Origin of the sequence: Bradyrhizobium sp. BWA-3-5, from assembly GCF_032917985.1 — a bacterium.
Taxonomy (GTDB): domain Bacteria; phylum Pseudomonadota; class Alphaproteobacteria; order Rhizobiales; family Xanthobacteraceae; genus Bradyrhizobium.
Genome location: NZ_CP136626.1, coordinates 1,234,508 through 1,259,444, shown reverse-complemented (window position 1 = coordinate 1,259,444; position 24,937 = coordinate 1,234,508). Strand labels below are relative to the sequence as shown.

Sequence of the window (24,937 nt, the reverse complement as noted above, 5' to 3'; positions counted from 1 at the left end):
CGCCGGCCAGCACCGGCGCGAGCAGGAAGGGGCAGATTGCCCGACACCACCAGCAGCGGATTGATGCCGGCCGGCGGGTGGAAGGTGCCGGTCACGTACATCGCCAAAATGGCGAGGCCGACGGCGGCGGCCGCGGCCCAGGCGTAAGGCCCGGTCAACTTCAGCACGGTAAGCCCGACCAGCGCCGACAGCACATGGCCCCCGATCAGCGCGCGCGGCTGTGCCGGCTCCACGTTCGGCGATCCGATCACCAGCACGATGGAGGTCGCGAACGGAATCACCGCCAGCGGGTAGTGCACGACCGACGAAAACAGCTCCATGACGCCGATGGCGATCGCGCCGCCGAGACCGGCGACCGCGCCCGCCACGGCACTGCGGTGGTCGTTGCGGGAGATCGCATTCCGTAAGGCGCGCCGCCAGTCCCGTTTCATCGGCATCGTCCAAAAGAAAAGGGCGGCAGATCGCTCTGCCGCCCCCTCGCCTTCCCCAGGAAGATCTTACTTCAGGTTGGTCATCGCGGTTAGGTCGGCCGACAGCTTGACGATACCGGCGGCGCCGCACCAGTTCGAACCGACGCCCGACGGATTGATCGGGGTCAGGAAGGTGCCCTGGTTGGTGCCGTTGATGTTGCCACGAGCCGAGAAGTCGCTGGTGAAGGCGTTGCAATCACCCTTCGACAGGTTGGTGTCGGAATAGCGGAAGTCCAGCGTGAACACCTTGTAGGTGAAGCCGATGCCGATGTTCCAAGTGTTGTAGTCGGCGTAGTTGATGCCGTTCGGGAAGACCGCGGTGCCGTAGAAGGAGTCCGAGGTGCCCAGCCACTGGCGGCCGAACTCACCCGACACGTACATGCCGATGCCGCTGGCGCCGAACCACGCGCTCGGGGCGATCGCCTTGCCGACGATCGAGGCGTAGGTACCCTCGGCGCCGCTGTTGAGGAAGCTCGGCGTATAGTAGATGTTGCCGCCCAGCGAGAAGTTGTCGTTGAAGGTGTAGTTCACCTTGCCGTAGACCTCGAAGAAGCTGACGTCCTTTTTCAGAACGTTGCCGTTTACCAGCGCGTTCTGCAGACATTCGGCGCTAAGCGGAACGCCGGCGGCATCGGTCGTCCCACCATTAAATGCGTTGACTGCGCCGTATTGGCAGGTGCCGCCCGGATACAGATAGCCCCAGGCGCCGACGTCGAAGGCAAAGGCGCCGATCGTGTAGCGGACACCGCCATAAGCGTCGACTTCAGCAGCCGCGCGGTTCGGGAACGAGATGCTCGCAGCGCCGAGGCCGACATAGAGCTGAAGATCCTTGGTGACGTTGAAACGCGGCTCGAAATAGGCGTTTACCGAAGGCTTGTGGTTGGACTGGGTGATGCCACGGAAGATGTAGTCGTTGGTGATCCCGGCGCCGAAGGCGATGTCCCAGGGATCGAAGGCCGGCGGCGGGGCCTTGACGGCCTTCACGTGCAGATCCGCAGCAAGAGCCGAACCCGATACCATTGCCAGCGCCGTTGCTAACAAAGCCAATTTCTTCATGACGATCCCCAATTACCCTTCTTGGCAGCCGGTCCCGGGCCCCCCAGGCAAACGATCAGCGACTGCGACCAAATGTCTTCGCAGCCACACACTGCGGCCGCGGTGCCATCCTCGTGAAGCAAAAAAGTCAAGCAGCAGCCGCCTTTTTAGGCATTCTGCCGTTTCCGGCGAATGTTCTCCGCGCGTGTTGCATTCTCACAACAATTTTGCCCGCTTTCCTACAGGGTCCTGCTGACATCCGACCCGGAAAGAGCAACACCGGCGGAGGGCCGAAAGGCGTCTTTTCGCGAATCAACCTGAACGTGAAACTGCGGCTACGGCCGCCGCCAGACCCGACGGAAGGGGCTAACGAAAAGGCCGCAGCGGTGGACGCTGCGGCCTGTCGAAAACGTTGGTGCGGGTGGCCTAAGTATGGTCGCTGCCGTTGGACGAGCCCGCCGACCAGGAAGGATTAGACGGCTCGGGGGACGCCCAGCTCGGCGCCGACGCAGCTTCGGCTTCCGGTTCGGGCGCCGCCGCGGCGGGCTCCATCGCCGGAGCAGCGGCGGGCTTGGCGGCGGCCTTGCGCTTCTTGGCCGCGCTCTTCTTGGCAGCCTTCTTCGGCGCGGCAGCCTTTGATTTCTTGGCGGCCTTCTTCGCAGCCTTCTTGGCGGATTTCTTTGCGCCCTTCTTCGCGGCCTTCTTGGCCGATTTCTTCGCAGCCTTCTTCGCCGACTTCTTCTTCGCGGCTACGGCCTTCTTGGCCTTTTTAGCCTTCTTGGCCTTCTTACTCTTCTTCGCCATCTGGTCCTCCTGTTGACGCTGTCCATGTCTGTCGAGCGCTTCGAGTAGTCTCTCCTGGAGAGTCCTGGGCCAGACCGGGGCGACACTTCTTCGAAGTGTCCTCCCGCTCCATCCCGTATCGAGACACGATCTCCAGGCGGACACTTTCGCGTCTATCCCGGTGAAGAGCCGAACCCCATCCGGCGCCCCCGGCGCAGGGCGGGCTCTTCCAGATCATGCCCTTTAGGCCGATCGATCAATTCAATCCTGTTAACGATCCAGGCTTTGGACCTCCCGTCGCCCAATCGAGAAGCTCAATCGTGTGCACCACAGGAACTGACGTACCGCTGGCAATCTGAACCATGCATCCAATATTGCCCGCAGCGATCATGTCCGGTTTGACTGTCGCAATATTGGCGACCTTTCGATCGCGCAATCTGCTCGCAATGTCAGGCTGGAGAATGTTGTAGGTCCCCGCCGAACCGCAACACAAATGGCTCTCGGGCACATCTTTCACCACGAATCCATTCTTGGAAAGCAATTCTTTCGGAAGCCCAGTGATTTTCTGCCCATGTTGCAACGAACATGCCGAGTGATAGGCCACCGTTACGTCGCCTTTCTGACTCGATGGCGCGAGCGTGAGGCCCGCGAGATACTCGGTGACATCCTTTGCCAGCGCGGAAATCTGCGCGGCGGAGGCAGCAAAGTCGCGGTCCTCGCGCAGCATGAAACCATAGTCCTTGATGACCGTGCCGCAGCCCGATGCGGTGATCAGGATGGCGTCGAGGCCGCCTTGTTCCACCTCCTTTTTCCACAGCGTGATGTTGGCGCGCGCCCGCGCCAGCGCGTCGGAATCCTGCCCGAGATGATGGGTGAGCGCGCCGCAGCATTGCTCGTCCTTGACCAGCACCACCTCGATGCCGTGGCGAGTCAAAAGGCTGATCGCAGCCTGGTTGATGCGCGGCGCCAGCACCTGCTGGGCGCAGCCCTGCAGCAGCGCGACCCGCCCGCGCCGCTCGCCTTGCGCCGGAAACACGCTGCCACCGGCGGGCCCCGGCGCGGGAAGGCTTCTCGGCGCGAGCGCCAGCATCGCCTTGATCCGCCTGAGCAGGCCGGGCGTCGCCGTATTCGGCGCCGGCAGCAGGGCCGCAAACGGGCGGGCAAGCCGCGCCATGATCATGCTGGCGCGAAACAGCTTTGGCCGCGGCAGCACCAGCGCCAGCACCGCGCGCAGGGCCCGCTCGAGAAGCGGCCGCGAATAGTCGCGCTCGATCCGGACCCGCGCCTGATCGACCAGGTGCATGTAGTGCACGCCGGACGGACAGGTCGTCATGCAGGCAAGGCAGGACAGGCAGCGGTCGATATGCTTGACCACCTCCGCCGTCGGCGGCTTGTCCTTTTCCAGCATTTCCTTGATCAGGTAGATCCGCCCGCGCGGGCTATCGAGCTCATCGCCGAGCAGCACATAGGTCGGACAGGTCGCGGTGCAGAACCCGCAATGCACACAGGCGCGCAGGATCTTGTCGGCCGCGGCGATATCGGGATCGGCGAGCTGGGTGAGGGAGAATTCCGTTTTCATGACGCTGCTACCCGCGCCATCCGGCCGCGGTTGAGGATGATCTTGGGATCGAAGCTGTTGCGCACGCGTTCACTCAAGGCGGCGATACCGGGGGCTTGCGGGTGGAAGACTTCGACCTTCCGTCTGACCTCGTCGGGCGCCCGGATCAGCGCGGCATGGCCGCCCGCCGCGCCGACCCGCGCGCGAACCAACGCGGCTTGCGCATCCGGCTTCGGCGGCAGCGCCGCCCAGATCAGGCCGCCGCCCCAATCGTAGATCACGTCGCCTTCGGACTCGCTCGCCAGAGTCTTGCCGAGCGCGCCGCCCGAAGCCGGCGGACAGACGATCCGCCATACCGGCCACAGCCCGCGCGCGCCGCTGGCGGCGAACGGCTCGGCGTCGCGGACCTCGGCCCAGACCGCCGCCGAGGCATCGTCCTGCAGCATCTCCACCGCACCGAACGCCGCGAGCGCCTTACCGAGCGAACCGGCACGGTCTGCTACCGAAGCCGCAATGCCTTCCAGCCGCAGCAGGGTCACCGCCCGACCGCCGGCCCCGAGGCGCGCCAGCGCGCCGGCTGCGGAACCGAACACCGAACTTGGCACATGCGCCGCGCCTGACACGTCATAGGGCGAGCCGAGCGCCGCGGTCATCGCCCGGTTCGCCGCGAGATCGTCGAGCCCGGCAAGCACCAGCGTGCGCTCGCTCTCGGGCTTCGGCATCACCTTCAGCGTGACTTCCGTCATGACCGCCAGCGTGCCCCATGAGCCCGTCAGGAGCTTGCAGAGATCGTAGCCGGTGACGTTCTTCACCACCTTGCCGCCGGCCTTGAAGCTGTCGCCGAAGCCGGACACCGCGTGCGCGCCGAGCAGATGATCGCGGGCGCCGCCGGCCCTGATGCGCCGCGGGCCGGCAAGCCCTGCTCCGATCATGCCGCCGATGGTGCCGTTGCCGGATAGGCCAAGCAGCACCGACGTATCCATCGGCTCGAAAGCGAATTGCTGGTTCTTGGAATCGATCAGCGACTGCACGTCGGCAAGCGGCGCGCCTGCCTGCACCGTGATGATCAATTCGTTCGGCTCGTAGGAGATGACGCCGTTCAGATCGGAGACATCCAGCACGGCATTGGTCGCCATCGGCTGGCCGATCGGCCGCTTGGTGCCATGGCCGATGATCTCAAGCGGCTGCTCGCCGGCAATCGCCGCGCGCACCACTTCTTCGACGTCCCTGGCGTCACGTACTTTCAGGGTGTCCACGGTATAACGCCTGTCCGTTCGGCGTCATCGTCCGCCTTGTGCGCATTGCGCACTGGGGCGGACGAGACAGTAACCGCTAGCGCCGAGGTCAAACGTCGACAGCGCGGAATACTGGATACCCCGCCTTCGTCGGGTATGACGACGGGAAATTGGAAGAAGCTCATCACTAAAACCTCGGCAAATCCGGAAACGCCAGCTTGCCGGCGTGGACGTGCATGCGGCCGAGTTCGGCGCAGCGGTGCAGCGTCGGGAACACCTTGCCGGGATTGAGCAGGCCCTGCGCGTCGAAGGCGCATTTCAGGCGCTGCTGCTGGTTGAGGTCGATTTCCGAGAACATCTCCGGCATCAAATCGCGCTTCTCGATACCGACGCCATGCTCGCCGGTCAGCACGCCGCCGAACTCGACGCAGGCGCGCAGGATGTCGGCGCCGAACGCTTCGGCGCGTTCGATCTCGCCTGGCTTGTTGGCGTCATAGAGGATCAGAGGATGCAGATTGCCGTCGCCGGCATGAAACACGTTGGCGACGCCAAGCTGATATTTTTCCGAGAGGTCGCGGATGCGCGCCAAGGCCTTCGGCAGCGCGCCGCGCGGAATCGTGCCGTCCATGCAGAGATAGTCGGGCGAGATCCGGCCCACCGCGGGAAACGCTGCCTTGCGCCCGGCCCAAAATAGATTGCGCTCGGTCTCGGAGGTCGAAATCTGGCAGGTGGTCGAGCCGCAGCCCTGCGCGATCGCCTCGACACGCTTGATCAGTTCATCGACCTCGACGCCGGGGCCATCGAGCTCGATGATCAGCAGCGCCTCGACGTCGAGCGGATAGCCGGCGTGCACAAAAGCTTCGGCGGCGTGGATTGCGGGCTTGTCCATCATCTCCATGCCGCCCGGAATGATGCCGGCGCCGATGATCCGCGCCACGCATTCACCGGCGGCCTCGACCTCGGCGAAGCCGACCATCAGCGCGCGCGCCGTCTCCGGCTTCTGCAGAATGCGCACGGTGATCTCGGTGATGACGCCGAGCAGCCCTTCCGAACCGGTGATGATGCCCATCAGGTCGTAGCCGGAATTTTCCGCCGCCTTGCCGCCGATGCACAGGATCTCGCCGGACATTAGCACGATCTCGCAGCCGAGCACGTTATTGGTGGTCATGCCGTATTTCAGGCAGTGCACGCCGCCGGAATTTTCAGCGACATTGCCGCCGATCGAGCAGGCGATCTGCGAGGACGGATCAGGCGCGTAGTAGAAGCCGGCATGCGCCACCGCCTGGCTGATGGCAAGGTTGGTGACGCCGGGCTCGGTCACCACGACGCGGTTGTCGAAATCGATCTCGCGGATACGCTTGAACTTGCCGAGGCCGAGCAGCACGCCATCGGCGATCGGCAGTGCGCCGCCGGACAGCGAGGTGCCTGAGCCGCGCGGCACCACCTTGATGCCTTGCTCATGACAGTACTTCAGAACCCGCGAGACCTGCTCGGTGGTGTCGGGCAGCACCACGACCATTGGCGGTTGCCGGTAGGCGGTAAGACCGTCCGATTCGTAGACCTGCATTTCGGCTGGCGTATCGATCACGCCCTCGCCCGGCACGATCGCGCGCAGGGCGGCCACGATTTCGCCGCGTCGGCTCAGAACCGCCTGATCCGCAGCCGGCATCATGATGGCCATACCTGTGCTCCAAGCCTCGTCTTCAAGGCGCGCCTTATCGATTTATCACGACAAATCAAGCACGTCTGACCTGTTTTGGATAGGCCACCATGGTTGGATACCGCACGGCTGCAAGTTCGCTCTCGGGCAAGTCCACGACCGTGAAACCTGTCAAGGTTTCGTGGCTTGTCCAATCGAAGCGGCCCGTGCCACAAGCAATGGCCCCCGACAAACCTCAGGGAAGAGACAAAGAGCATCCTATGAAGAAATTGACTTTGAGTGCGCTGGTTGCCCTCACCTCGATGACCGCAGCCTCCGCCGCAATGGCGCAGGACGCCGCCGCCGGCAAGACCTCGTTCAACAAGTGCCTGGCTTGCCACGCGATCGGCGAAGGCGCCAAGAACAAGGTCGGCCCGGAGCTCAACGGGCTCGACGGCCGCCACTCCGGCACCGCGCCGGGCTATAACTATTCGGATGCCAACAAGAATTCGGGCATCACCTGGGGCAAGGACGTCTTCCTCGAATACATCAAGGACCCCAAGGCGAAGATTCCCGGCACCAAGATGGTGTTCGCCGGCATCAAGAACGAGAAGGAAGCCAACGACCTCTGGGCCTATGTCTCCTCGTTCGACAAGGACGGCAAGCAGAAGTAAGGCTGCGTTTTCTTACCCTCCCCTGGATGGGCCCTGGAGGGGGAGGGTCGGCTCACATAGAGCGCAGCGAAATGTGAAGACGGGGGTGATCTCTCCACTCGGGTACTGTTGGGTGTGGAGGGACCGTCACCCCACCCCGCCGCTACGCGGCGACCCACGAGCGAGCTTTGCTCGTCTCGGGCCCCTCCAGGGGAGGGTGATCACCTGCTGCCTCAAGCCAGCGTGTGCACGATCACCGGGCCGGCGGTTGCGGTCGCGGGCCCGGTCAGCAGCGGCGCGAGATCGTGTTCGATCCATGCCAGCGCGCGCCGGTTGGATTCCTCGGCGGCGGCAAAATTGTTGAACAGGCTGATCGCGATCACGGTGTCGTCGGGCGCGTAGACCACGTAATAGCCCATGAAGCCTTCGACCCCGCTGATGACGGGTATCGCGCCTTCCTTGATCCTGCGTGTGATCTCTTCGGCCTTGCCGGCCTTGGCCTTGCCCTGACGAATGGCGGCATACATGGCGCTCTCCCTTGGGTCGGCTGCCCGATATCGCAACTGCCTTGACTTCATCCCTCGCGGAACGAGCAGCGGAATCCCGCGCGCTGTGATCGTATCGCATCCGAGGCGGACGCGCCGCCCTAATGTGCCGCAGCAGCCTCGACGCTCGGCAGCGCTGCGATCATCGCCTCGACTTCGGCCATGACGAGGTCGGGAACCGTCTGCTGGATCATGTGGCCGACACCGGGCAGCACGATCAGCTTCACATTCGGTGCCGCCGCCGCAAAGGGGCGCGAATGCCGGTCGGTCGACACCGTCTTGTCGGCATCGCCGGTGATGATGGTGACAGGCGCCTTGATCTCGGCATAACGCGGCGCCTGTTTGGCGACCGCCTGCTTCAGCGTCACCAGATCGCGCGCGTTGGCGATGAATTCGCGCGGCCGCAGCAACAGCGGCGTCGCGGTATTCCTGACAAAGCCATCCGGCATGGTCTGCGGCAGGAAGACGCCGCGACTGCCGGAATCCACCAGCAGCAGGCCGAGCGGCAGCGTGATGGTATAGGCGAATAGCGGGCCAATAACCGGCGTGGCGATCAGGCGGTTGTAGCGGCCGACGCCGCCGGGCCACGGGTAGGCGACCGGCGCCAGCATCACGAGGCCCGCCACGACTTGCGGATAATCCAGCGCGATACGCGCACCCAGGGCGCCGGACCAGGAATGCACTACAAAGATCGCGCTGGTCACGTCGATCTTGGACAGCGCCTCCTCCACCATGCGGGCCTGGATCTCGGGCGTGGAGTCCTCGAGCCGAGCACGGGTGCTCCAGCCGTGGCCGGGACGGTCGATCAGGATCACCCGGTGCTTGCGGCCGAGCAATTCTCCGGCCGGCTGCCGCATGACCTCGAGATTGGAACTCGCGCCGTGGAGCATCACAATCGGCGGTCCGGCGGCATCGCGCGCCCCGATATCGAGGACGTGGAGGGCGCCACCGGACACCTCGACCATCCGGCCCTGGGCGGGATGGGCTCGCTCGGCCAGAAAAACGCCAATTTGCGTGACCAGCGCCAGCACTGCCAGCGCCGTCACCACAATCACCACCACCATCGAGGATTTCCGGCTGATTTTACGCACCAGAGAGCTACGGAACTGGCCGGCGCGGGTTTCGGGGGTTGTCCACAGACGACATGCGCTGTGGATAGCGGGGTCATAATGATGTCATTGCCGTATTTGTACAGTGCCGCTGACACTTTCGCCATTTGTGCGCGTGCCTGATTAGGGGGTTAGTCGGGCACCTGCACTTTACCCAACATCCACAGCAACCGGGGCGCTCACTACAAGTTGTTCCAGGCGTATCATTGGAGGACTGCCCATGATTTCCGACGCAAGCGAAGCCGCCATCGACCAGATCGTAGCGAGTTGCGATGGCGACATCCGCGGCGCACTCAAGGCCCTGCTGCTGGTAAATGAGAAGCTGGAAGCCGAACTGGCGCAGTTCTACGCGGCGGTCGGCCTCGACGGTATGTCTCGCGGAAGTAACGCTCTACACTAGAGCATCGGCTCCAACTAGTCAGAGCCGAAGCTAAAGATTGTGACGCGTTTTCTTCACGCGAAGCGGTGTCTACTTCGCTCGAAAACCTTTGGACCAGCCTTATTCCTGCTTCTGTTCGTCCGGCGCTCCTGCGGGAGGTTCCGGAACGGCCGGGCATTGAGGAATGGTCGAACGTGCGCGCTTGGCGTCATCGTTCGATTGATACGGCCCGGTCCCGAACCAGATATTTCCACCGACCTGGGCGTTAATGACTGGATTGCTCGTGACAATCTCGCATTTGCCGGTGGCGCTGTTGCCGACCACCCAGTAGCCGCCTTGCGCCGAGGCGCAGCTTGCGCCCGCAACGATCATCGCGGCGGCCAGCAGCAATGGTTTCATGGCTCACTCCTGTCACGCAGTCAGCCAATCATAGCCCGTCAGCCGCGCGACGTTCCGACCCGACGTGCGCCGTCGAAAAACGCGGTTAACGGCGAAATATCAGATATCGCGGCCTTCGACCTTTTCGGTGAGGCTCTTGACGAGTTCCGGCACCTTCTCCAGGTGCGGATTGACGGCCAGCGCCTTGCGGAAGGCTTCCAGCGCGCGCTTCTCGTCGCCGATGTCCTGCATGATCATGCCGAGCCCGGCCATGGCGCCAAAATGCCGGGGTTCGCGGATCAGCACCTGCCGGATGTCCTCGAGCGAACGAGTGTAGTCGTTCTTCAGGTAATACAGCGTCGCCCGCCGGTTCCATGCCTCGGTATAGTCAGGGCGCAGCTTGATTACGGCATCGAGCAGCTTAAGCGCGACATCGGCCTTCTGCGCGTCCATCGCGGCCTTGGCGCGCAGCATCAAGAGCGCAGCCGTATCGCTCGGGGTTTTCATCCACAGCGCCCAGATCCGCGCCTCGACATGCTTGGCGCTGGCTTCATCCGGGGCGGCTTTGAGGGCGCCAAAGAGGAAATCCAACCCGCGGGTACGGTCGGCGCCGACTTGGGGAAGCTTGCTCGGCGCTTCCGGTAGTTTCTTCTGGGCTTTTGGCGGAGGAATGACCCGGGGGTCGTCCTGGGCGAACGCGGCGGCCGGCACGGCGGCGGCAATGACCGCGGCAAGCACCGCGATCCGGCAGTTACGGGGAAGCGGAAATCTCACAAGCATGGACCAAGTCTAGACGGGCAAAACCGCGCCGCAAAGCAGCACTTCGTCAAAGACCTGTGAAAAGTGAAATTGGGCCGGCGCGGCGGGGCCTCGCCCTTGCAATCAGCCTTGGCGGGCCTTGAAGCGCCGCTGCACCTTGTTGATCACGTAAACCCGGCCCTTGCGGCGGACCAGACGGTTGTTGCGATGACGCCCGCGCAGCGATTTCAAGGAGTTACGGACTTTCATGGGACGATCCTGATGCTTTGAAAGGCCGTGCTGGAGGCCCGTAGCTGAGCTAACCGAAAGTGGCAAAATGAGATTAAACCCGAAAAGCGGCTGGCCGCCCGGGATGGGGCGGTTTCTAAGCAGCGCGACCCCGAATGTCAATGCGGAAGGGCTGTTTTCGGGCCTTTCGCCCTGCCGGCCCCTCAGAAATAGCCGTCATTTCGGGGCGAATGCAAAGCATCGAACCCGAATCTTGAAATCCCGGGCCTGGTCCTTCGGACCATCCCGGAATGACGCCGCGGAAGCGGCCCAAGCTGGCGCTACTGGCAAAATAGGTCGCGCGGGAATTCGACCAGGGCCTCCCCGGTCGCGACCTTTTCGCCGGCTTGGTTCTTCACGACCACGTCGATCAACACCCAGCGGGATTTTTCGCTCACCTGCTTGGCCTTGATGATTCCGGAAGGCTGGATGGTGTCGCCGGGCTTGACCGGCTTGACCCAGCGCGTCTCCAGGCGGCGATGGATCGCGCCGGCCGGATAGGCCCAGTCGGTGATCATGCGCGAGATCAGCCCGAAATTGTTCATGCCGTGCATGATGATGCCGCCGAAATTAGTCTTGCCGAAACTCCCCTTCATGTAGTCGTCGTCGAGATGCAGCGGGTTGTAATCGAGCGAAGCATCGCAAAACAGGCGGATGGTTTCGCGGCTGACCGCGAAGGCGGTTCCATCGATGGCGTCGCCCGCCCTGAGCTCTTCGAACGTCGTCGTCATGGCGCCCTCCCCGCTCATATCGGCCGAATCGTCCAGCCGCGGCCGGAACAGATTACGTCGCCGTTCTGGTTGAAGAAGACATTGTCGTGCACCACGAACAGCCGTTCGCGCTTGATGAACTTGTCGAGCGCTCGGGCCTCAAGCGTGATGATGTCGCCCGGACGCGCCGGAATATTGTAGCTCCAGGACTGCCCGGCATTCACCGTGCCCGGCGAGCGCATCCAGTCGTCCGCCGGCGTACAGGAAAACATCAGCAAGATATGGATCGAAGGCGGCGCGATCACGCCGCCATAGCGGGTGGTCCTGGCATAGACCTCGTCGAAATAGAGCGGATGGGTTTCGCCGACCGACTTGCAGTACAACTCGATCGCCTCTTTTGTCAGCGTGTAAGGAATGGTCTTGCGCGGCTCGCCGGGAACGATGTCGTCCCAGACCTTTCTTAAGTTGGCATCCTTCCAGAAATCGGTCTCGAAAGCCTGCGCTGTTCCCATGCCGCACTCCCCTTATTTTCCGCCTTTTGCTCCTGCCGCCTTGCGGAATTTGTTATATAGTATAATCAATTTTCCAGACCCAAAAATCAAGCCGGCGGGAAACCAGGATGCCCAAGCTCAAGCTGCCCGATATCGAGAAAGTCACAGCCATCGACATCCACACCCATGCAGAGGAGCCCTGCGGCCTGCATGCCGACGACGGCTATGACGATTTCCAGGAGCGCATGGCGGAATATTTCAAGTCGCCGCACAAGCATCCGCCGACGGTGCCGGAGACCGCGGCCTATTACCGCGCCAAGAACATCGCGGCTGTGATCTTCCCTGTCGATGCTGAGCGCGAGACCGGTTTCCGCCGCTACAACAATTACGAGATGCTGGAAGTGGCGTCGGACCATCTCGACGTCCTGATCCCGTTCGTCTCGATCGATCCGCACAAAGGCAAGCTCGGCGTGCGCGAGGCGCGCAAGCTGATCGAGGAGTACGGCGTCCGCGGCTTCAAATTTCATCCCACCATGCAGGGCTTTTACGCCAACGATCGCATGGCCTATCCGCTCTATGAAGCGATCAACGAGGGCGGCGCGATCGCGCTATTTCACACCGGGCAGACCGGCGTCGGCTCAGGCATGCCCGGCGGCATGGGGATGCGACTGAAATATTCCAACCCGATGTACATGGACGACGTCGCGGCCGATTTCCCGGACCTCAAGATCATCCTGGCGCATCCCTCCTTCCCCTGGCAGGAAGAGGCGCTGTCAGTCGCGACCCACAAGCCGAACGTCTATATCGACCTCTCCGGCTGGTCGCCGAAATATTTCCCGCCGATTTTGGTCCGTTACATCAACTCGATTTTGCAGGACAAGATGCTGTTCGGCTCAGACTGGCCGGTGATCACGCCGGACCGCTGGCTCGCCGATTTTGCCAAGCTCGAGATCCGCGAAGATATCAGGCCGAAGGTGATGAAGGCCAACGCGCGGAAGATTTTGGGCATTTAAGGGCGTATCATCGGCGGCAAAGCTTGCGAGGTGGTCCATGACGAACTTCGCCGCAATTGCCGCCCTGATTGCCGTGCTGCTGGCCGGAAGCGTGAGTGCGGCGCTTGCGGGCGATGCGCCGCCACGCCTCGTCGAATTCGAAAGCCCGCTGGCGGGCCCGCAGGCGCTGCAGGGTTATTTGCGATTGCCCGACGGACCCGGTCCCTCGCCTGCGGTCGTGCTGATGCATGGCTGCGGCGGCGCCTGGCGCGGTATCGACGCCCGCTGGGGCAAGCTGCTCGCGGAATGGGGTTATGTCACGCTGGCCATCGACCGCTTCGGGACACGGGGCATCACGAGCGCCTGCACCGGCGGACTGCCGCCGTCGACGCTGCACGATGCCTATCGCGCACTGAACTTCCTTGCCGGACAATCGTCGGTCGACCCCAGCCGCGTGGCCGTCGTGGGATTTTCGCAAGGCGGCATGCTCGCCCTGCTGTCGGTCGAGCGCGGCGAGCTCGAACGAAGCTCAGAGCAAAAATTCCGCGCGGCCATCGGCTTCTATCCGCTCTGCGCGGGCATCAAGGGCGACATGACGGTGCCGACGCTGATCCTGATCGGCGAGCTCGACGACTGGGCGCCGGCAAAAGAGTGCCGCAACCTCGCCGAAGGCCGGGACGATTGGGGTATCTCGCGCGAGAAAGGCAAGGGAGTGCCGATCGAGATCACGGTCTATCCCGGTGCCCATCATGATTTCGACGTGCCGAACTTCGCTACACCAGTGAAGATGCTAGGCCATCACCTCGAATTCAACGAGGCGGCGCGGGATCGATCCGTCGATGCCTTGCGGAAATTCCTGCAGGCGACCATCGGTGACAGAGAGAAGCAGCCATGACCATCAATGCCGTCGTCTTCGATGCCTATGGCACGCTCTACGACGTCCAGTCGGTGGCTGACGTGACCGAGGACGCGTTCCCGGGCTATGGCGAGATCATCACCCAGGTCTGGCGCATCAAGCAGCTCGAATATAGCTGGCTACGCTCGCTGATGCGGCATTACCAGAATTTTGCCGTCGTGACGCGTGAGGCGCTGGCCTACACGCTGGCCAGCCTAGGGCTGGAGTATGACGATGCGACGTTCGTGCGCATCATCGAGAAATATCTGCATCTCGATCTCTATCCGGATGTGCTGACGGCGTTGATGACGATGAAGGATCGCAAGCTCGCGATCCTTTCAAATGGCAGCCCTGATATGCTTGACGCGTTGGTGAAGAACAGCGGGCTCGACCAGTTGCTCGATGCCGTCATCAGCGTCGATGCCAAAAAGATCTTCAAGCCCTCACCTGAAGCCTATGCGCTGATCGAGGAGGTGCTGCATGTGCCGCCTGCCGAGGTGCTGTTCATCTCCTCCAATCCCTGGGACGTCTGCGGCGCCAAGGCATTCGGGCTCAATGTCGCTTGGATCGAGCGGGTGACGCCCGAGGCAATGGCGCTGGCCTGTCTCGAAAGCGAGTCGCTGCCGCCCTTGACGTTTTTCAAGATATTGCGCACCCAGATGGACGAGCTCGGCGTGGCGGTGGACCATCGCATCCACGGCCTCGCCGAACTTCCCACGCTGGTGTCTGCCATAAGGTCCTGAAATGAGTCTTGCTTCCGTTCGCGCCTTCTTCGCCGAGAAGGCGCCCGATATCGCCGTGATTGAATCCGAGATGAGCTCTGCCACCGTCGCGCTGGCCGCCGAGGCCTATGGCGTCGAGCCGGCGCGGATCGCCAAGACGCTGTCCTTGCGCGTCGGCGATCGCGTGGTGCTGATCGTGGCCGCTGGCACCTCGCGGATGGACAACAAGAAGGTGAAGGCGCTGTTCGGCGGCAAGCCGAAGATGCTCGGGCTGGACGAGGTCGCTGACATCACCGGGCATGAAGTGGGCGGCGTCTGCCCATTCGGGCTGAAGACGCCGCTGCCGGTCTATTGCGACGTATCGCTGAAGGCGTTCGACATCGTGGTGCCGGCCGCGGGTTCGACCCACAGCGCGGTGAAGATCACGCCGCAGCGCATAGCGCAATTGACCGGCGCCGAATGGGTCGACGTCTGCGAGCTTAGGCCGGCGGAAGCGTCGGCCTAATCGTCTTCCTCGAAGTACGGACGCTGCTGCGGCGGCGCCGGCTGCATCTGCTGCGGCGCGCGACCGCGCGGCGTCTGTTGCACGCCACGCAGCGGCGGCCCGCGATAGGCCTGCTGCTGCTCGGCGCTCGATTCGAACACCGCGCGGCAATTGCTCGAAAGCTGCGGCGTGTTCTGCCGCAGACAGGCGACGATGCGGCTGACGTCCGGGATCCGGTCGCCGCAGAGCCGCCACACATCGGGCGTGCAGGCCATCTGCTGTTCCCAGGTTCCGCGGTATTCCTGCGACGATGCGGTGGAAATAGCGCCCATGCCGGCAATCGCAACGGCAAGGCTGAGGACAATCCGCTGCGTTTGCATGGATGACGTCCTTTCTCTTCGATTTCGAGTTGACGCGGAACACCGCGCGGTGGCGGCATTCATTCTGACGAGTGAATGCGGCCACGCGACGTTGGTGCGAACAAAAAAATGTGAAGCCGGGTTCCCTACTCGACCTTGCCGATCTTCTTCACCGCCGCAACCAGCCGTGCGCTATCCTCCGCAACGAATTTGGCAAACTCCGGCGCGTCGAGATAGGCGACCGGGCTACCGGCGGTCTCGTAGGTCTTGACCACTTCCGGCGCCTTCACCGCTTCCGCCATCGCCTCGCGCAGCCGCGTCATGATCGGCGCGGGCAGCGCGCTTTGCGCGAACAGTCCGGCCCAGATGTAGAACTCGACATCCTTATAGCCCAACTCCTTGAAGGTCGGCAGATCGGGAAAGCTCTTGATGCGCTCCGCGCCCCAATTGGCGAGCACGCGCATCTTGCCGGCATCGACCTGCTCCTTCAGCGTGCCCGGCGCTGAGGCCATCGCCTGCACCGTGCCGCTCAAGAGCGCGGTAAGCGCCGGCCCCGCGCCGCGGAACGGCACATGCAGCAGCTTGATGCCGGCGCTCGCGGCAAACATCTCCATCGCCACGTGCAGCGTGCCGTACGGACCGGACGAGCCGTAGGGAATCTGCCCGGGACGTTTTTTTGCATCGTCAACGAATTCCTGCAGCGTCTTCCATGGCGCGGATGCCGGCACTGCGAGCAAGGTCGGATCGGCGAGCACGCGCGCGATCGGTGCGAACTGCGAGACCTCATACGCCACCGGACGATCGAACAGCCGGTCGGCCTCGGGCAATACGGCGAGCGACGACAGCGTCATCAGCAGCGTATGGCCGTCAGGCTCGGCGCGCGCAGCCGCCGCATTGCCGACCGATCCGCCACCGCCGCCGGCGCGGTTGTCGACGATCACAGGCTTGCCGAGGATCCGCTCCAGCGCCTGCCCAACAGGCCGCGCCGCGAGATCGGCCTGCCCGCCCGGCGGAAACGGCACGATCATGGTGATGTTGCGCGAGGGGTATGGGGTTTGCGCTGACGCGGCGGTGGAGAGTGCGGTGTGCGCCAGCGGCAGCGCGGCGGCGGCTTTGAGGAGTTCGCGGCGATTCATAGGTAATCTCTCCCGGATTATTATCGTTATTGGAGACAGCCTAGCCGATACAGCGCATGTGGCGATAGCGCGCGGTGAAAAAGCGCGCCTAGCCCCTCCTTTTCTTCGCTTTCGCGAAATGCCTAGCCAAAAAATCCGCGAGCACCTCGACGCGGGCGGGGCGTGGGCCGCCGGGTGGGGTGACGAGATGGACGGCGCCTTCCGGCTGGTGCCAGCCCTTCAAGATCACCTCGACCGCGCCGGAGGCGACGGCGTCGCCGACGATGAAGTCCGGGAGGTCGGCAATGCCGAGGCCGGCGATCACGGACGGCAATAGCGCCTCGCCATTGTTGACGCGGAGCTGGCCTGCGGGGCGCACGCTTGCCTGCTCACCGGACGCATTGGTGTAGTGCCAGACGCCGGGCGTCGAGAGATAGGCGTACCCAAAGCACTTGTGCTGGGCGAGATGCATCGGATGCGTCGGCCGGCCGTAACGCTTCAAATAGGAAGCCGCCGCCACCGTATAGCGCGGCATACCGCACAGCCGACGCGCGATCAGGGATGAATCCGGCAGCCGCGCGATGCGGAGGCCGGCGTCGAACCCCTCGCCGATCAAGTCGACAGTGGCATCGCTCAAGTGAAGATCGATCGAGACGTCCGGATAGGCGGCAAGAAACTCTGGCAGGATTGGCGCCACCGCCTTGACGCCGAATGTCATGGGCACTGCGAGCCGCACCATGCCGCGCGGCGCCATCGATTGCGACAGCGCTTCGTTCTCGGCGTCCTCGCCGTCGGCGAGCAGGCGCGCGGCGCGCTCGGCGAGCCGCTGCCCGGCATCCGTGAGCGCGAGCCGCCGCGAGGTGCGATTGAACAGCCGCGCGCCGAGCCGCTGCTCCAGCCGGCTGACCGCCTTGGAGACAGTCGCCTTGGATAGCGCCAGTTCGCTCGCGGCGGAGGCAAACGACCGTAATTCCACGACTTTTGCAAAAATCGCCAGCGCCTCGAAATCAGGGAGTTTCGACATGCGGGTCGCCTTCAAGGCTCCTATTTGGAAACAATGAGTTTCAATAGTTTCTATTTCTATACCACGACTGACGGCATATCCAATGGCCATCGAAATTCAAGCGATGGAGAAATCCAATGACCAAGAAGCTCTCAGGCAAGGTAGCCCTCGTCACCGGCGGTTCGCGCGGCATCGGCGCGGCAAGCGCACGCGCTCTGGCGGAAGAAGGTGCCAACGTTGCGATCAGCTATGTCGCCTCCCCCGACAAGGCCGAAGCCGTCGTCGCCGAACTCAAAGCCAAGGGCGTCAATGCCCGCGCGTACAAGGCCGACCAGGCGTCGTCTGCTGACGTCGACCAGCTCGTCAAGAACGTCGCCAAGGATTTCGGCCGGCTCGACATCCTCGTCAACAATGCGGGCGTCGCGGTCGGTGGGCCGATCGATGATGCCAATGCCGACACCGCGGCACTTGCACGTCAGGAGGAAATCAACGTGCACGGCGTCGTCACCGCGATCCGCACTGCGTCGAAGCTGATGGGCGAAGGCGGCCGCATCGTCACGATCGGCTCGGGCATTGCCAGCCGCGCCTCGTTTCCGGGGCTTGCCGACTACGCGGCAACCAAGGCTGCGATCGTCGGCTACTCCAAGGGCGCCTCACGCGACCTCGGGCCGCGCGGCATCACAGTCAACGTGCTGCAGCCGGGATCGATCAACACCGACATGAACCCGGACGATGACCGCGAATTCGCCGACGCCCAGCGCAAGCAACATGCGCTGCAGCGCTTCGGCACCGCCGAGGAGATTGCCGCCGGCGTGGTCTTTCTCGCCAGCCCCGAAGCCTCCTTCGTGACCGGCACGGTGCTCAACGTCGACGGCGGCTTCGGCGCGTAATCCAACGATCCAAACGAAAGGAATATCCCATGATCGAACTCAGACCATTCAACCAACTCGGCGGCGCCGATCACGGCTGGCTGAAGGCGAAGCATCACTTCTCCTTCGGCAGCCATTACGACCCGAGCAATATGGGCCACGGCGCGCTGCGGGTGTGGAACGATGACGAGATCGCGCCGAACACCGGCTTTCCCGCCCATCCCCATGCCAACATGGAGATCATCACCTATGTCCGCGAAGGCGCGATCACGCACCAGGATTCGCTCGGCAACAAGGGCCGTACCGAGGCCGGCGATGTGCAGGTGATGAGCGCCGGAAGCGGCATCCGTCATTCCGAATACAATCTGGAGCCGTCGAAGACGAAGATTTTTCAGATCTGGATCGAGCCTGAGACGACGGGCGGCCAGCCGACCTGGGGCGCCAAGCCGTTTCCGAAAGCGGACCGCTCCGGCAAGCTCGTCACCATCGCGAGCGGCATCGCAGGCGATGAGGATGCACTGCCGATCCGTGCCGATGCGCGGGTGCTCGCCACCACGCTGAAGGCAGGCGAGAGTGCGAAGTATGAGCCGCGCCAGGCGCGTCATCTCTATCTGGTGCCGGCGGCCGGCAGCGTCGAGGTCAACGGCGTGCGTGTCAACGCCCGCGACGGCGCCGCGATCCGCGACGAGGCGAAGCTGACGATCACCGCGCTGGAAGACTCTGAACTGGTTCTGGTCGACGCGGCTTAGCGCCGACCTCACCCCACGGGAGGCGTCATGCCCGGCCTTGTGCCGGCCATGACGCCCTTTCTAAAAAACAACCGACATACTCAAGCCCCAAAGGAAAACCACTATGTCCAAAGTGCTCGTGCTCTATTACTCCGCCTATGGCCATATCGAGGCGATGGCGAATGCGGTTGCGCAAGGTGCGCGCGAAGCCGGCGCTACCGTCGATGTCAAGCGTGTGCCCGAGCTGGTGCCGGAAGCCGTCGCCAAGGCCTCGTATTACAAGCTCGACCAAGCCGCGCCGATCGCGAAAATCGAGGATCTCGCCAATTACGATGCGATCGTGATCGGCACCGGCACGCGCTTTGGCCGGATGGCTTCGCAGATGGCGAACTTCCTCGACCAGGCCGGCGGGCTCTGGGCCAAGGGCGCGTTGCACGGCAAGGTCGGCGGCGCCTTCACCGCGAGCGCGACCCAGCATGGCGGACAGGAAACCACGCTGTTCTCGATCATCACCAACCTGCTGCATTTCGGCATGACGGTTGTCGGGTTGAATTACGGCTTTGCCGGCCAGATGAAGCTCGACGAGGTCACCGGCGGTGCACCCTACGGCGCCACCACGATCACCGGCGGCGACGGCAGCCGCCAGCCGAGCGAGAACGAGCTCGCCGGCGCCCGCTATCAGGGCCGCGTGATCGCGGAGACCGCGAACAAGCTGCATGGGTGATGCGACAAGGGCGGCATTCTCTCTGGTGAATGCCGTCCCTTCGCTCTGTCTCAAAATTGCACGAAATCGTGACGCACGGCTTTTTAAAGACCAGATGAATTCGTGATAGGGCTTAGGCGGCCCGGATCGGAACGCTGAAGGCTCTCGCATGAGTAACGATTCGCAAGTTTCCTGGTCTGAATTGCCCAAAGCGGCGTGGCGCGACACCTGTGCGACGCTGCAGCTCTGGACCCAGATCGTCGGCAAAATTCGCCTGACCAAGTCGCCGTGGCTCAATCATTCCTGGCACGTGACGCTGTACGTCACGCCGCGCGGATTGACGACATCGCCGGTGCCTGACGGAACGCGAACGTTCCAGATCGATTTCGACTTCATCGATCATCGCTTGCGGATCTCAGCCAGCGACGGCGCGCAGCGGCACTTTGCGCTGCCGGGTCATTCCGTCGCAAGCTTCTATGCTGCCACGCTTGCCGGGCTCGGTGAGCTCGGCATTGCTGTTGCGATCGACGAGATGCCGAATGAATTACCCGATCCGATAAAATTTTCCGAGGATGTCGCGCACGCTTCCTATGATCCCGACGCCGTCGGGCGCTTCCTGCAAATCCTCGTCAACAGCGATCGCGTCTTCAAACAATTCCGCACCGGATTTCTCGGCAAGGCAAGTCCGGTGCATTTCTTCTGGGGCAGTTTCGATCTCGCGGTGACGCGTTTCTCCGGCCGGCCAGCGCCGCGTCATCCCGGCGGCGTGCCGCATTTGCCCGACGCGGTTGCGCATGAGGCCTATTCGCACGAGGTCAGCAGCGCCGGCTTCTGGCCGGGCGGCGGCGCGATCGATTATCCGGCGTACTATTCCTATGCCTATCCCGAGCCGCCGGATTTCCGGACCACGAGGGTGCGACCTGAGGCGGCCTTCTTCAGCGAAGCGCTAGGCGAGTTCATCCTGCCCTATGATGCCGTTCGCAACGCTGATAATCCCGACAAGGCGCTGCTCGATTTTCTGCAAAGCACCTATGAGGCCGCCGCAATATCAGGAAAGTGGCATCGCGCCGCGCTGGAGTGCGATCCTGGCCGGCCGGGTGTGGTGCGTCAGCTTTGAAGCTCTTTGCAACGCGGGCAGCGCGTGCCCACCATTCCCGTCCGAATTGCGATGGGAAGGTGGGCACGGCGCGCCCATTGCCCCCCAAGCTAGTGCCGCAGTTCGGGCTTCACGATGGTCTGGCGGACCTCGGCGCCGCAATCGGCGCATTCATAGGTGAAGTCGATCTTCGCCATGCTCCAATGCGGCTCGACGTCACGCACGTACATTTCAAGCCCCACACAACTCGGACAGATAATGAACCCCGGCTCGATATCGTCTTGGTGATGGATGTAGGCTGGCATGTCGGCTCTCCCCAAATGCACCCAAGAAGGCATTCACAAGTAAGCCCTAACCCGATGTCGAGCATACGCCTGCAGCGTGCAGGCAATCATGAACTCTCGCGAACACAGGGAGAACATCCCCACAATCCCGGCATATGTGACAGTTTTGCATCGCATTTGGAACTACAGCCCCATGCGTCAATTTTCTTCGCGCGACAATGCCTTACCGAACATGCGTCGGAACCTTGCATCGAGCTGCGGATGGTTTCGCAGCACACCCACCGCGTGGTCACGCAACGCAAAGGGCCATCCGCGCCAGCTCAATGCAACGCTGATGTCGAGCAGCGGCAAGGGCGTCACGCCGAAGCGGCGCTTGTAGGCGTAATTGCCGACGGAGAAATCGAACTCGCGCACGCCGTCCCTGTGCAGAGCGGCCATCGTGCGCTCGATGATCAGCCGGCCCGGCGAGCAGTTCGACCATTTCTCGCCGGCATTGCTGATGCGGATCATCACATAGCGTGAGCCGGTCCTGATTCCGAGCAGCGTTGCAACGACCTCGTCGCCCACCGTGAGCGCCGAGACCAGCACGTAACCATTGCCGACGCTGTTGCGAACGAGATTGCGGTAGAACGCCGCGCGGCTCGCATCATCGAGAACGTAGTTCATCCCGAGGCTACGCATCCGCGTGCCCTGCTGCGTCTCGGTCGTCGAGAGGATCTGCTGCGCTTGGTCAGCATCGGTAAGAAGCGCAAAGGACGCGGCGGGATTGCGCGTGAACACGCGCCAGCTCCGCTCCAGCTCCTTGCGCACGGACTTTTCCAGCGTGTAGCGCCAAGCGTCGTAATCCTCGCCCGTGGTGACGAGGTTGCCGTTGAGCGCGCACGAACCGGCGGTGTCGAGCAAGGCCAGCGGATTGGGTTTGCCGCCGAGCTCGACTGCTACCTTGCGAAAACGGACGAGATCAGCCGCGTCGGGGGTCCGGCGCAACGCCGACAGCAGGCTGTGCCAGAGCTCGCGCACCGCCGTCGCATCGCGTGGAGCGGCAGACCCAAGGAAAGGCGCGTTGTAGTCGGTCAGATCGAGATCGGCGAATTCGATGACGGCGATCCGGCCCTGCCGGCGTCGGATCAACGGCAGCAGCATCGCTGGCTCGCCGGTGGATGCATCCGTGACCACGGCGATCAGCGGCGCCACGCCCTCGGCGCCGGCGAAAGCCCTGTACCAGGCGTCATACCACTCCGGATGCTGGAACGGCGTCGATGGGCTTTCATCGCGCCACCGCGCAATGGCCTGCTTCCAGTCACCCAGCAGCTCGACACGAAATCCCGCCGCGCGGCTCACTGGCCGCGCCGACAGTCCCGCATTGGTCGCCAGCACCGACATCGCTGTTGCGGTTACGCCGCCTTGGGCAAATCGACGATCTTGCCGGGCTCGGCGGCATCGAGGCGGAAATCGATGGCGCGGCGGGCCTTGCGCTCGCGCTTGACCCAGGCGCTGTCGCGCACGAGCTTCTGCAGCACCTTCTTGGCGAAGAAGGACGGTCCCTTCGGCGCGCGGCTCTTCGGTGTATAGCCGAAGCGATGGCGGAGCAGGCCGTTGGCGAGATGAACGATCTGGGCCCGGCGGATGTCGTCGTTGCCGTAGGACACCGTCATGGAGATGTTGACGGTGCCGAGATTTTCGACACGGTGCGGCGCGTTCAGCGGCCAGTTCAGCATCTGGCCGGGCTCGAGGTCGAACACTTCTGCATGCGCCTCGTACCAGGGCGCGTAAGGCAGATCGACCTCGACGTCGAACAGCGCGATGTCCTCGAGATGCTCCGGCTTGATGAACGGCGCGGTGTTTGGATAGACGTAGACCCGCTTGCGCCCCGAGATCTGAATCAGTCCCTGCCCCGGCAGATCAGCATGGTAATAGACCTGCGCATCCGGCGAAGAGACCAGAATGCCTGCCTGATGGTTCGGCACGACGAAGCCCGGCACCTTGGCGGCGATCTCCTCGAACATCTTGTCGATCATCTTGCGGAAGCGGCTGTCGACCGCGCCGACGTCGCGCATGTTAAGCCAGAGGCCACCGCGGGAAATCGCTTCGATGACCTGACGTCCCGAGAGGGTGCCAATATCGCCCTCGCGCCAGAGGCGGCTCGAGCCCTTGGCTCCTGTTTTCACCAGGCTGTAATGCTCGCGCGGATAGTTCTCGATGAGCCGGGCCAGCTCGTCCATCGAGAAGGCAGGCGATTTGTGCATCTGGTGCTCGAGCCGGATCGGCTGATGGCTCCAAAGCTCGGAATGCGTCTCATCCCATGTGCTGAAGATCTTGCCCGTCATTGCCGCGCTCCTAAAGACTTTCATGGCCTGCCCTGCCGCCCATTCCGGCTGTCCCGAAATCGAAGGGTTGGTGCCATTGCGTTACCGTCCGCTGTCCCGTTATGAGACGGACGGACGCACTTCATGACCGGATTGGCAAGAACGATGCCGGGCGGACAAACCCGCTTACCGGAAGCTAATGTCTGGCAGCTATGGCTATCGCCGACCGTTTCTGGGAACCCACCGCCGCAACGATGACTGGAGAAACCCGATATCGGGCGCTGTTTCTCGGCGCGGGACCGCAGATGCATTGCGGCGTCGGCCAGTTCACCCGCCTGTTGCAGGAAACCATCGAGAAGCTGCAGCCCGGCGCCAGCTCGACGTTAACCCTGACGCGCAAGGAAGGCGCGCTCGGCGACATCTGGCGCGCAGTCGGGTCGGCGCAAAGCGTGATCTGCAACTTTCCGATCGTAGCCTGGAAGCGGGTGATGTTCACCCCGCTCGCGGCAATCGCGATCGCGCGGCTGCGCCGGCGCAAGGTCATTCTTGTTCAGCACGAGTGGAACGGGCTGCATTGGCTGCGCCGCATCACCTACATACCGGCACTGGTGCTTGCCGATGTCATCGTCATGTTCTCGCCGCTGGTGCGGAGCGAACTGGCGGCTGATCCCCTGCTCGGCTGGACCGCCAAGAAGATCGTGCTGGCGCCGCTGCCGCCGAACATCGAGGCCCCGATCGGCATACAGGATTCAAGCTTGCGGCATCGCCTCATCGCCGCGAAAGGCGACGGACGTCTGATCATCGGTCATTTCGGCTCGATCTACCCCGGCAAGCAGCCGACTGCGCTGCTCGAGATCGGCGCCATCCTGAAGCAACGCGGACTGAACCCGCTGCTCGTCTATATCGGCTCCTTCATCCGCGGCGTCGACAATGTCGAGGAAGAATTTTATGCCCGCGCCCGACAACTCGACCTTGCCGGGGATGTGATCGTCTCCGGCTTCGTCGGTGCCAGCCACGAGGTGTTTGGCCTGTTCAGCGAAATCGACGTGTTCTGCTATCCGCTCGATGAAGGATTGACCGCGCGTCGCTCCAGCGTTCTGACTTGCGTACAATCCGGCCATCCCCTGATCGTCGCCGGCCCCACGCTAAGGGAAGAGTTCGACCATCATCCGCGATTCAAGGAGCTGATCAACCGCGGCGCCATCGTGTTGGTCGAGCGCGGTGCGGACAACGAGGCCTTTGCGGACCGGATCGCCGCGGTGGTGAAGCGGCCGCCGATCGCGCTGCCGTTCGATTTCGACGGCTGGTGGAAGGATGTGGCCGAGGCGGTGTCAGCCGTCATTCCGGGGCGATGCCAAGCATCGAACTAG

The 24,937-nt window shown here is 63.2% G+C and carries 29 protein-coding genes and 1 pseudogene; 11 read left to right on the top strand and 19 right to left on the bottom strand.

Features of this window, described 5'->3' with window-relative positions; all coding sequences use genetic code 11:
* Nucleotides 1–95: 95 nt before the first annotated feature.
* The 6 genes and pseudogenes from RX331_RS38690 to RX331_RS05990 form a co-directional block, all read right to left on the bottom strand.
* Nucleotides 96–320: pseudogene (locus RX331_RS38690) on the bottom strand (HPP family protein); the annotation flags it as partial.
* Nucleotides 321–497: 177 nt separating this feature from the next.
* A complete protein-coding gene (locus RX331_RS06010) occupies nt 498–1,526 on the bottom strand; it encodes a TorF family putative porin (RefSeq protein WP_317255708.1) in 1,029 nt (342 codons plus the stop codon).
* A gap of 405 nt (nt 1,527–1,931) precedes the next feature.
* Complete coding sequence (locus tag RX331_RS06005) at nt 1,932–2,309, bottom strand: hypothetical protein (RefSeq protein WP_317255707.1); 378 nt, start codon at nt 2,307–2,309, stop codon at nt 1,932–1,934.
* Between the two features lie 235 nt (nt 2,310–2,544).
* A complete protein-coding gene (glcF, locus tag RX331_RS06000; RefSeq protein ID WP_317255706.1) occupies nt 2,545–3,867 on the bottom strand; it encodes a glycolate oxidase subunit GlcF in 1,323 nt (440 codons plus the stop codon).
* Nucleotides 3,864–5,102 (bottom strand): FAD-binding protein, encoded by a 1,239-nt coding sequence (locus tag RX331_RS05995; protein ID WP_317255705.1) that lies wholly within the window; start codon nt 5,100–5,102, stop codon nt 3,864–3,866. The genes glcF and RX331_RS05995 overlap by 4 nt, the downstream gene beginning before the upstream one ends.
* Before the next feature lie 166 nt (nt 5,103–5,268).
* A complete protein-coding gene (locus RX331_RS05990) occupies nt 5,269–6,762 on the bottom strand; it encodes an FAD-linked oxidase C-terminal domain-containing protein (protein ID WP_317255704.1) in 1,494 nt (497 codons plus the stop codon).
* A 239-nt stretch (nt 6,763–7,001) separates the two neighbouring features.
* Here RX331_RS05990 and cycA point away from each other — a divergent pair, with 239 nt between their 5' ends.
* Nucleotides 7,002–7,394, top strand: a complete 393-nt coding sequence (gene cycA, locus RX331_RS05985) for a cytochrome c-550 CycA (protein ID WP_317255703.1) — start codon at nt 7,002–7,004, stop codon at nt 7,392–7,394.
* Between the two features lie 212 nt (nt 7,395–7,606).
* On the opposite strand, the gene RX331_RS05980 is transcribed toward cycA, so the two are convergent.
* Complete coding sequence (locus RX331_RS05980) at nt 7,607–7,900, bottom strand: antibiotic biosynthesis monooxygenase (protein WP_225678402.1); 294 nt, start codon at nt 7,898–7,900, stop codon at nt 7,607–7,609.
* 119 nt (nt 7,901–8,019) lie between these two features.
* Nucleotides 8,020–8,982, bottom strand: a complete 963-nt coding sequence (locus tag RX331_RS05975; protein WP_317255702.1) for an alpha/beta hydrolase — start codon at nt 8,980–8,982, stop codon at nt 8,020–8,022.
* A 265-nt stretch (nt 8,983–9,247) separates the two neighbouring features.
* Between RX331_RS05975 and RX331_RS05970 the strand changes: the two genes are divergently transcribed.
* On the top strand, nt 9,248–9,427 hold the full coding sequence (locus tag RX331_RS05970) for a hypothetical protein (protein ID WP_317255701.1): 180 nt from the start codon (nt 9,248–9,250) through the stop codon (nt 9,425–9,427).
* Between the two features lie 99 nt (nt 9,428–9,526).
* Here RX331_RS05970 and RX331_RS05965 read toward each other — a convergent pair whose 3' ends face one another.
* The 5 genes from RX331_RS05965 to RX331_RS05945 all read right to left on the bottom strand — a co-directional run bounded on the left by RX331_RS05965 (nt 9,527) and on the right by RX331_RS05945 (nt 12,032).
* The gene (locus RX331_RS05965; protein WP_317255700.1) at nt 9,527–9,805 is read right to left on the bottom strand and encodes a hypothetical protein; all 279 of its coding nucleotides are present in this window, start codon (nt 9,803–9,805) and stop codon (nt 9,527–9,529) included.
* Between the two features lie 99 nt (nt 9,806–9,904).
* Nucleotides 9,905–10,564 (bottom strand): tetratricopeptide repeat protein, encoded by a 660-nt coding sequence (locus RX331_RS05960; RefSeq protein ID WP_317255699.1) that lies wholly within the window; start codon nt 10,562–10,564, stop codon nt 9,905–9,907.
* 102 nt (nt 10,565–10,666) lie between these two features.
* On the bottom strand, nt 10,667–10,792 hold the full coding sequence (ykgO, locus tag RX331_RS05955) for a type B 50S ribosomal protein L36 (protein WP_002718645.1): 126 nt from the start codon (nt 10,790–10,792) through the stop codon (nt 10,667–10,669).
* Nucleotides 10,793–11,091: 299 nt separating this feature from the next.
* Nucleotides 11,092–11,541, bottom strand: a complete 450-nt coding sequence (locus tag RX331_RS05950) for a MaoC family dehydratase (RefSeq protein ID WP_317255698.1) — start codon at nt 11,539–11,541, stop codon at nt 11,092–11,094.
* 14 nt (nt 11,542–11,555) lie between these two features.
* The gene (locus RX331_RS05945; RefSeq protein WP_317255697.1) at nt 11,556–12,032 is read right to left on the bottom strand and encodes a MaoC family dehydratase; all 477 of its coding nucleotides are present in this window, start codon (nt 12,030–12,032) and stop codon (nt 11,556–11,558) included.
* A gap of 107 nt (nt 12,033–12,139) precedes the next feature.
* On the opposite strand from RX331_RS05945, the gene RX331_RS05940 reads away from it, so the two are divergent.
* From RX331_RS05940 to RX331_RS05925, 4 genes are read left to right on the top strand one after another with little or no spacing between them, the layout of a single operon-like run.
* Complete coding sequence (locus RX331_RS05940) at nt 12,140–13,024, top strand: amidohydrolase family protein (RefSeq protein WP_317255696.1); 885 nt, start codon at nt 12,140–12,142, stop codon at nt 13,022–13,024.
* Between the two features lie 37 nt (nt 13,025–13,061).
* Nucleotides 13,062–13,898, top strand: a complete 837-nt coding sequence (locus tag RX331_RS05935; protein ID WP_317255695.1) for a dienelactone hydrolase family protein — start codon at nt 13,062–13,064, stop codon at nt 13,896–13,898.
* Nucleotides 13,895–14,641, top strand: coding sequence for a haloacid dehalogenase type II (locus tag RX331_RS05930; protein ID WP_317255694.1), 747 nt, complete (start codon nt 13,895–13,897; stop codon nt 14,639–14,641). The genes RX331_RS05935 and RX331_RS05930 overlap by 4 nt, the downstream gene beginning before the upstream one ends.
* Nucleotide 14,642: 1 nt before the next feature.
* A complete protein-coding gene (locus tag RX331_RS05925) occupies nt 14,643–15,125 on the top strand; it encodes a YbaK/EbsC family protein (protein ID WP_317255693.1) in 483 nt (160 codons plus the stop codon).
* Here RX331_RS05925 and RX331_RS05920 read toward each other — a convergent pair.
* The 3 genes from RX331_RS05920 to RX331_RS05910 all read right to left on the bottom strand — a co-directional run bounded on the left by RX331_RS05920 (nt 15,122) and on the right by RX331_RS05910 (nt 17,602).
* Nucleotides 15,122–15,484, bottom strand: a complete 363-nt coding sequence (locus RX331_RS05920; RefSeq protein ID WP_317255692.1) for a hypothetical protein — start codon at nt 15,482–15,484, stop codon at nt 15,122–15,124. The two genes, RX331_RS05925 and RX331_RS05920, sit on opposite strands and share 4 nt — an antisense overlap.
* 125 nt (nt 15,485–15,609) lie before the next feature.
* Nucleotides 15,610–16,599 (bottom strand): tripartite tricarboxylate transporter substrate binding protein, encoded by a 990-nt coding sequence (locus RX331_RS05915; RefSeq protein ID WP_317255691.1) that lies wholly within the window; start codon nt 16,597–16,599, stop codon nt 15,610–15,612.
* 88 nt (nt 16,600–16,687) lie between these two features.
* Nucleotides 16,688–17,602 (bottom strand): LysR family transcriptional regulator, encoded by a 915-nt coding sequence (locus tag RX331_RS05910; RefSeq protein ID WP_317255690.1) that lies wholly within the window; start codon nt 17,600–17,602, stop codon nt 16,688–16,690.
* A 116-nt stretch (nt 17,603–17,718) separates the two neighbouring features.
* Here RX331_RS05910 and RX331_RS05905 point away from each other — a divergent pair, with 116 nt between their 5' ends.
* The 4 genes from RX331_RS05905 (at nt 17,719) to RX331_RS05890 (ending at nt 20,998) form a co-directional block, all read left to right on the top strand.
* Nucleotides 17,719–18,471: an SDR family NAD(P)-dependent oxidoreductase gene (locus RX331_RS05905; protein WP_317255689.1), complete on the top strand. Its 753-nt coding sequence runs from the start codon at nt 17,719–17,721 to the stop codon at nt 18,469–18,471.
* A gap of 29 nt (nt 18,472–18,500) precedes the next feature.
* On the top strand, nt 18,501–19,199 hold the full coding sequence (locus RX331_RS05900; RefSeq protein WP_317255688.1) for a pirin family protein: 699 nt from the start codon (nt 18,501–18,503) through the stop codon (nt 19,197–19,199).
* A 103-nt stretch (nt 19,200–19,302) separates the two neighbouring features.
* The gene (gene wrbA, locus RX331_RS05895; protein WP_317255687.1) at nt 19,303–19,902 is read left to right on the top strand and encodes an NAD(P)H:quinone oxidoreductase; all 600 of its coding nucleotides are present in this window, start codon (nt 19,303–19,305) and stop codon (nt 19,900–19,902) included.
* A 148-nt stretch (nt 19,903–20,050) separates the two neighbouring features.
* A complete protein-coding gene (locus tag RX331_RS05890) occupies nt 20,051–20,998 on the top strand; it encodes a DUF5996 family protein (RefSeq protein WP_317255686.1) in 948 nt (315 codons plus the stop codon).
* A gap of 89 nt (nt 20,999–21,087) precedes the next feature.
* Here RX331_RS05890 and RX331_RS05885 read toward each other — a convergent pair whose 3' ends face one another.
* From RX331_RS05885 to RX331_RS05875, 3 genes are all read right to left on the bottom strand, one after another.
* On the bottom strand, nt 21,088–21,282 hold the full coding sequence (locus RX331_RS05885) for a hypothetical protein (RefSeq protein WP_317255685.1): 195 nt from the start codon (nt 21,280–21,282) through the stop codon (nt 21,088–21,090).
* A gap of 177 nt (nt 21,283–21,459) precedes the next feature.
* Nucleotides 21,460–22,644: a GNAT family N-acetyltransferase gene (locus RX331_RS05880; RefSeq protein ID WP_317255683.1), complete on the bottom strand. Its 1,185-nt coding sequence runs from the start codon at nt 22,642–22,644 to the stop codon at nt 21,460–21,462.
* A gap of 11 nt (nt 22,645–22,655) precedes the next feature.
* Nucleotides 22,656–23,588 carry a cupin-like domain-containing protein gene (locus RX331_RS05875; RefSeq protein WP_317255682.1) on the bottom strand — a complete coding sequence of 311 codons (933 nt, stop codon included), beginning with the start codon at nt 23,586–23,588 and terminating at the stop codon, nt 22,656–22,658.
* Between the two features lie 233 nt (nt 23,589–23,821).
* Here RX331_RS05875 and RX331_RS05870 point away from each other — a divergent pair, with 233 nt between their 5' ends.
* The gene (locus tag RX331_RS05870; RefSeq protein WP_317255681.1) at nt 23,822–24,937 is read left to right on the top strand and encodes a hypothetical protein; all 1,116 of its coding nucleotides are present in this window, start codon (nt 23,822–23,824) and stop codon (nt 24,935–24,937) included.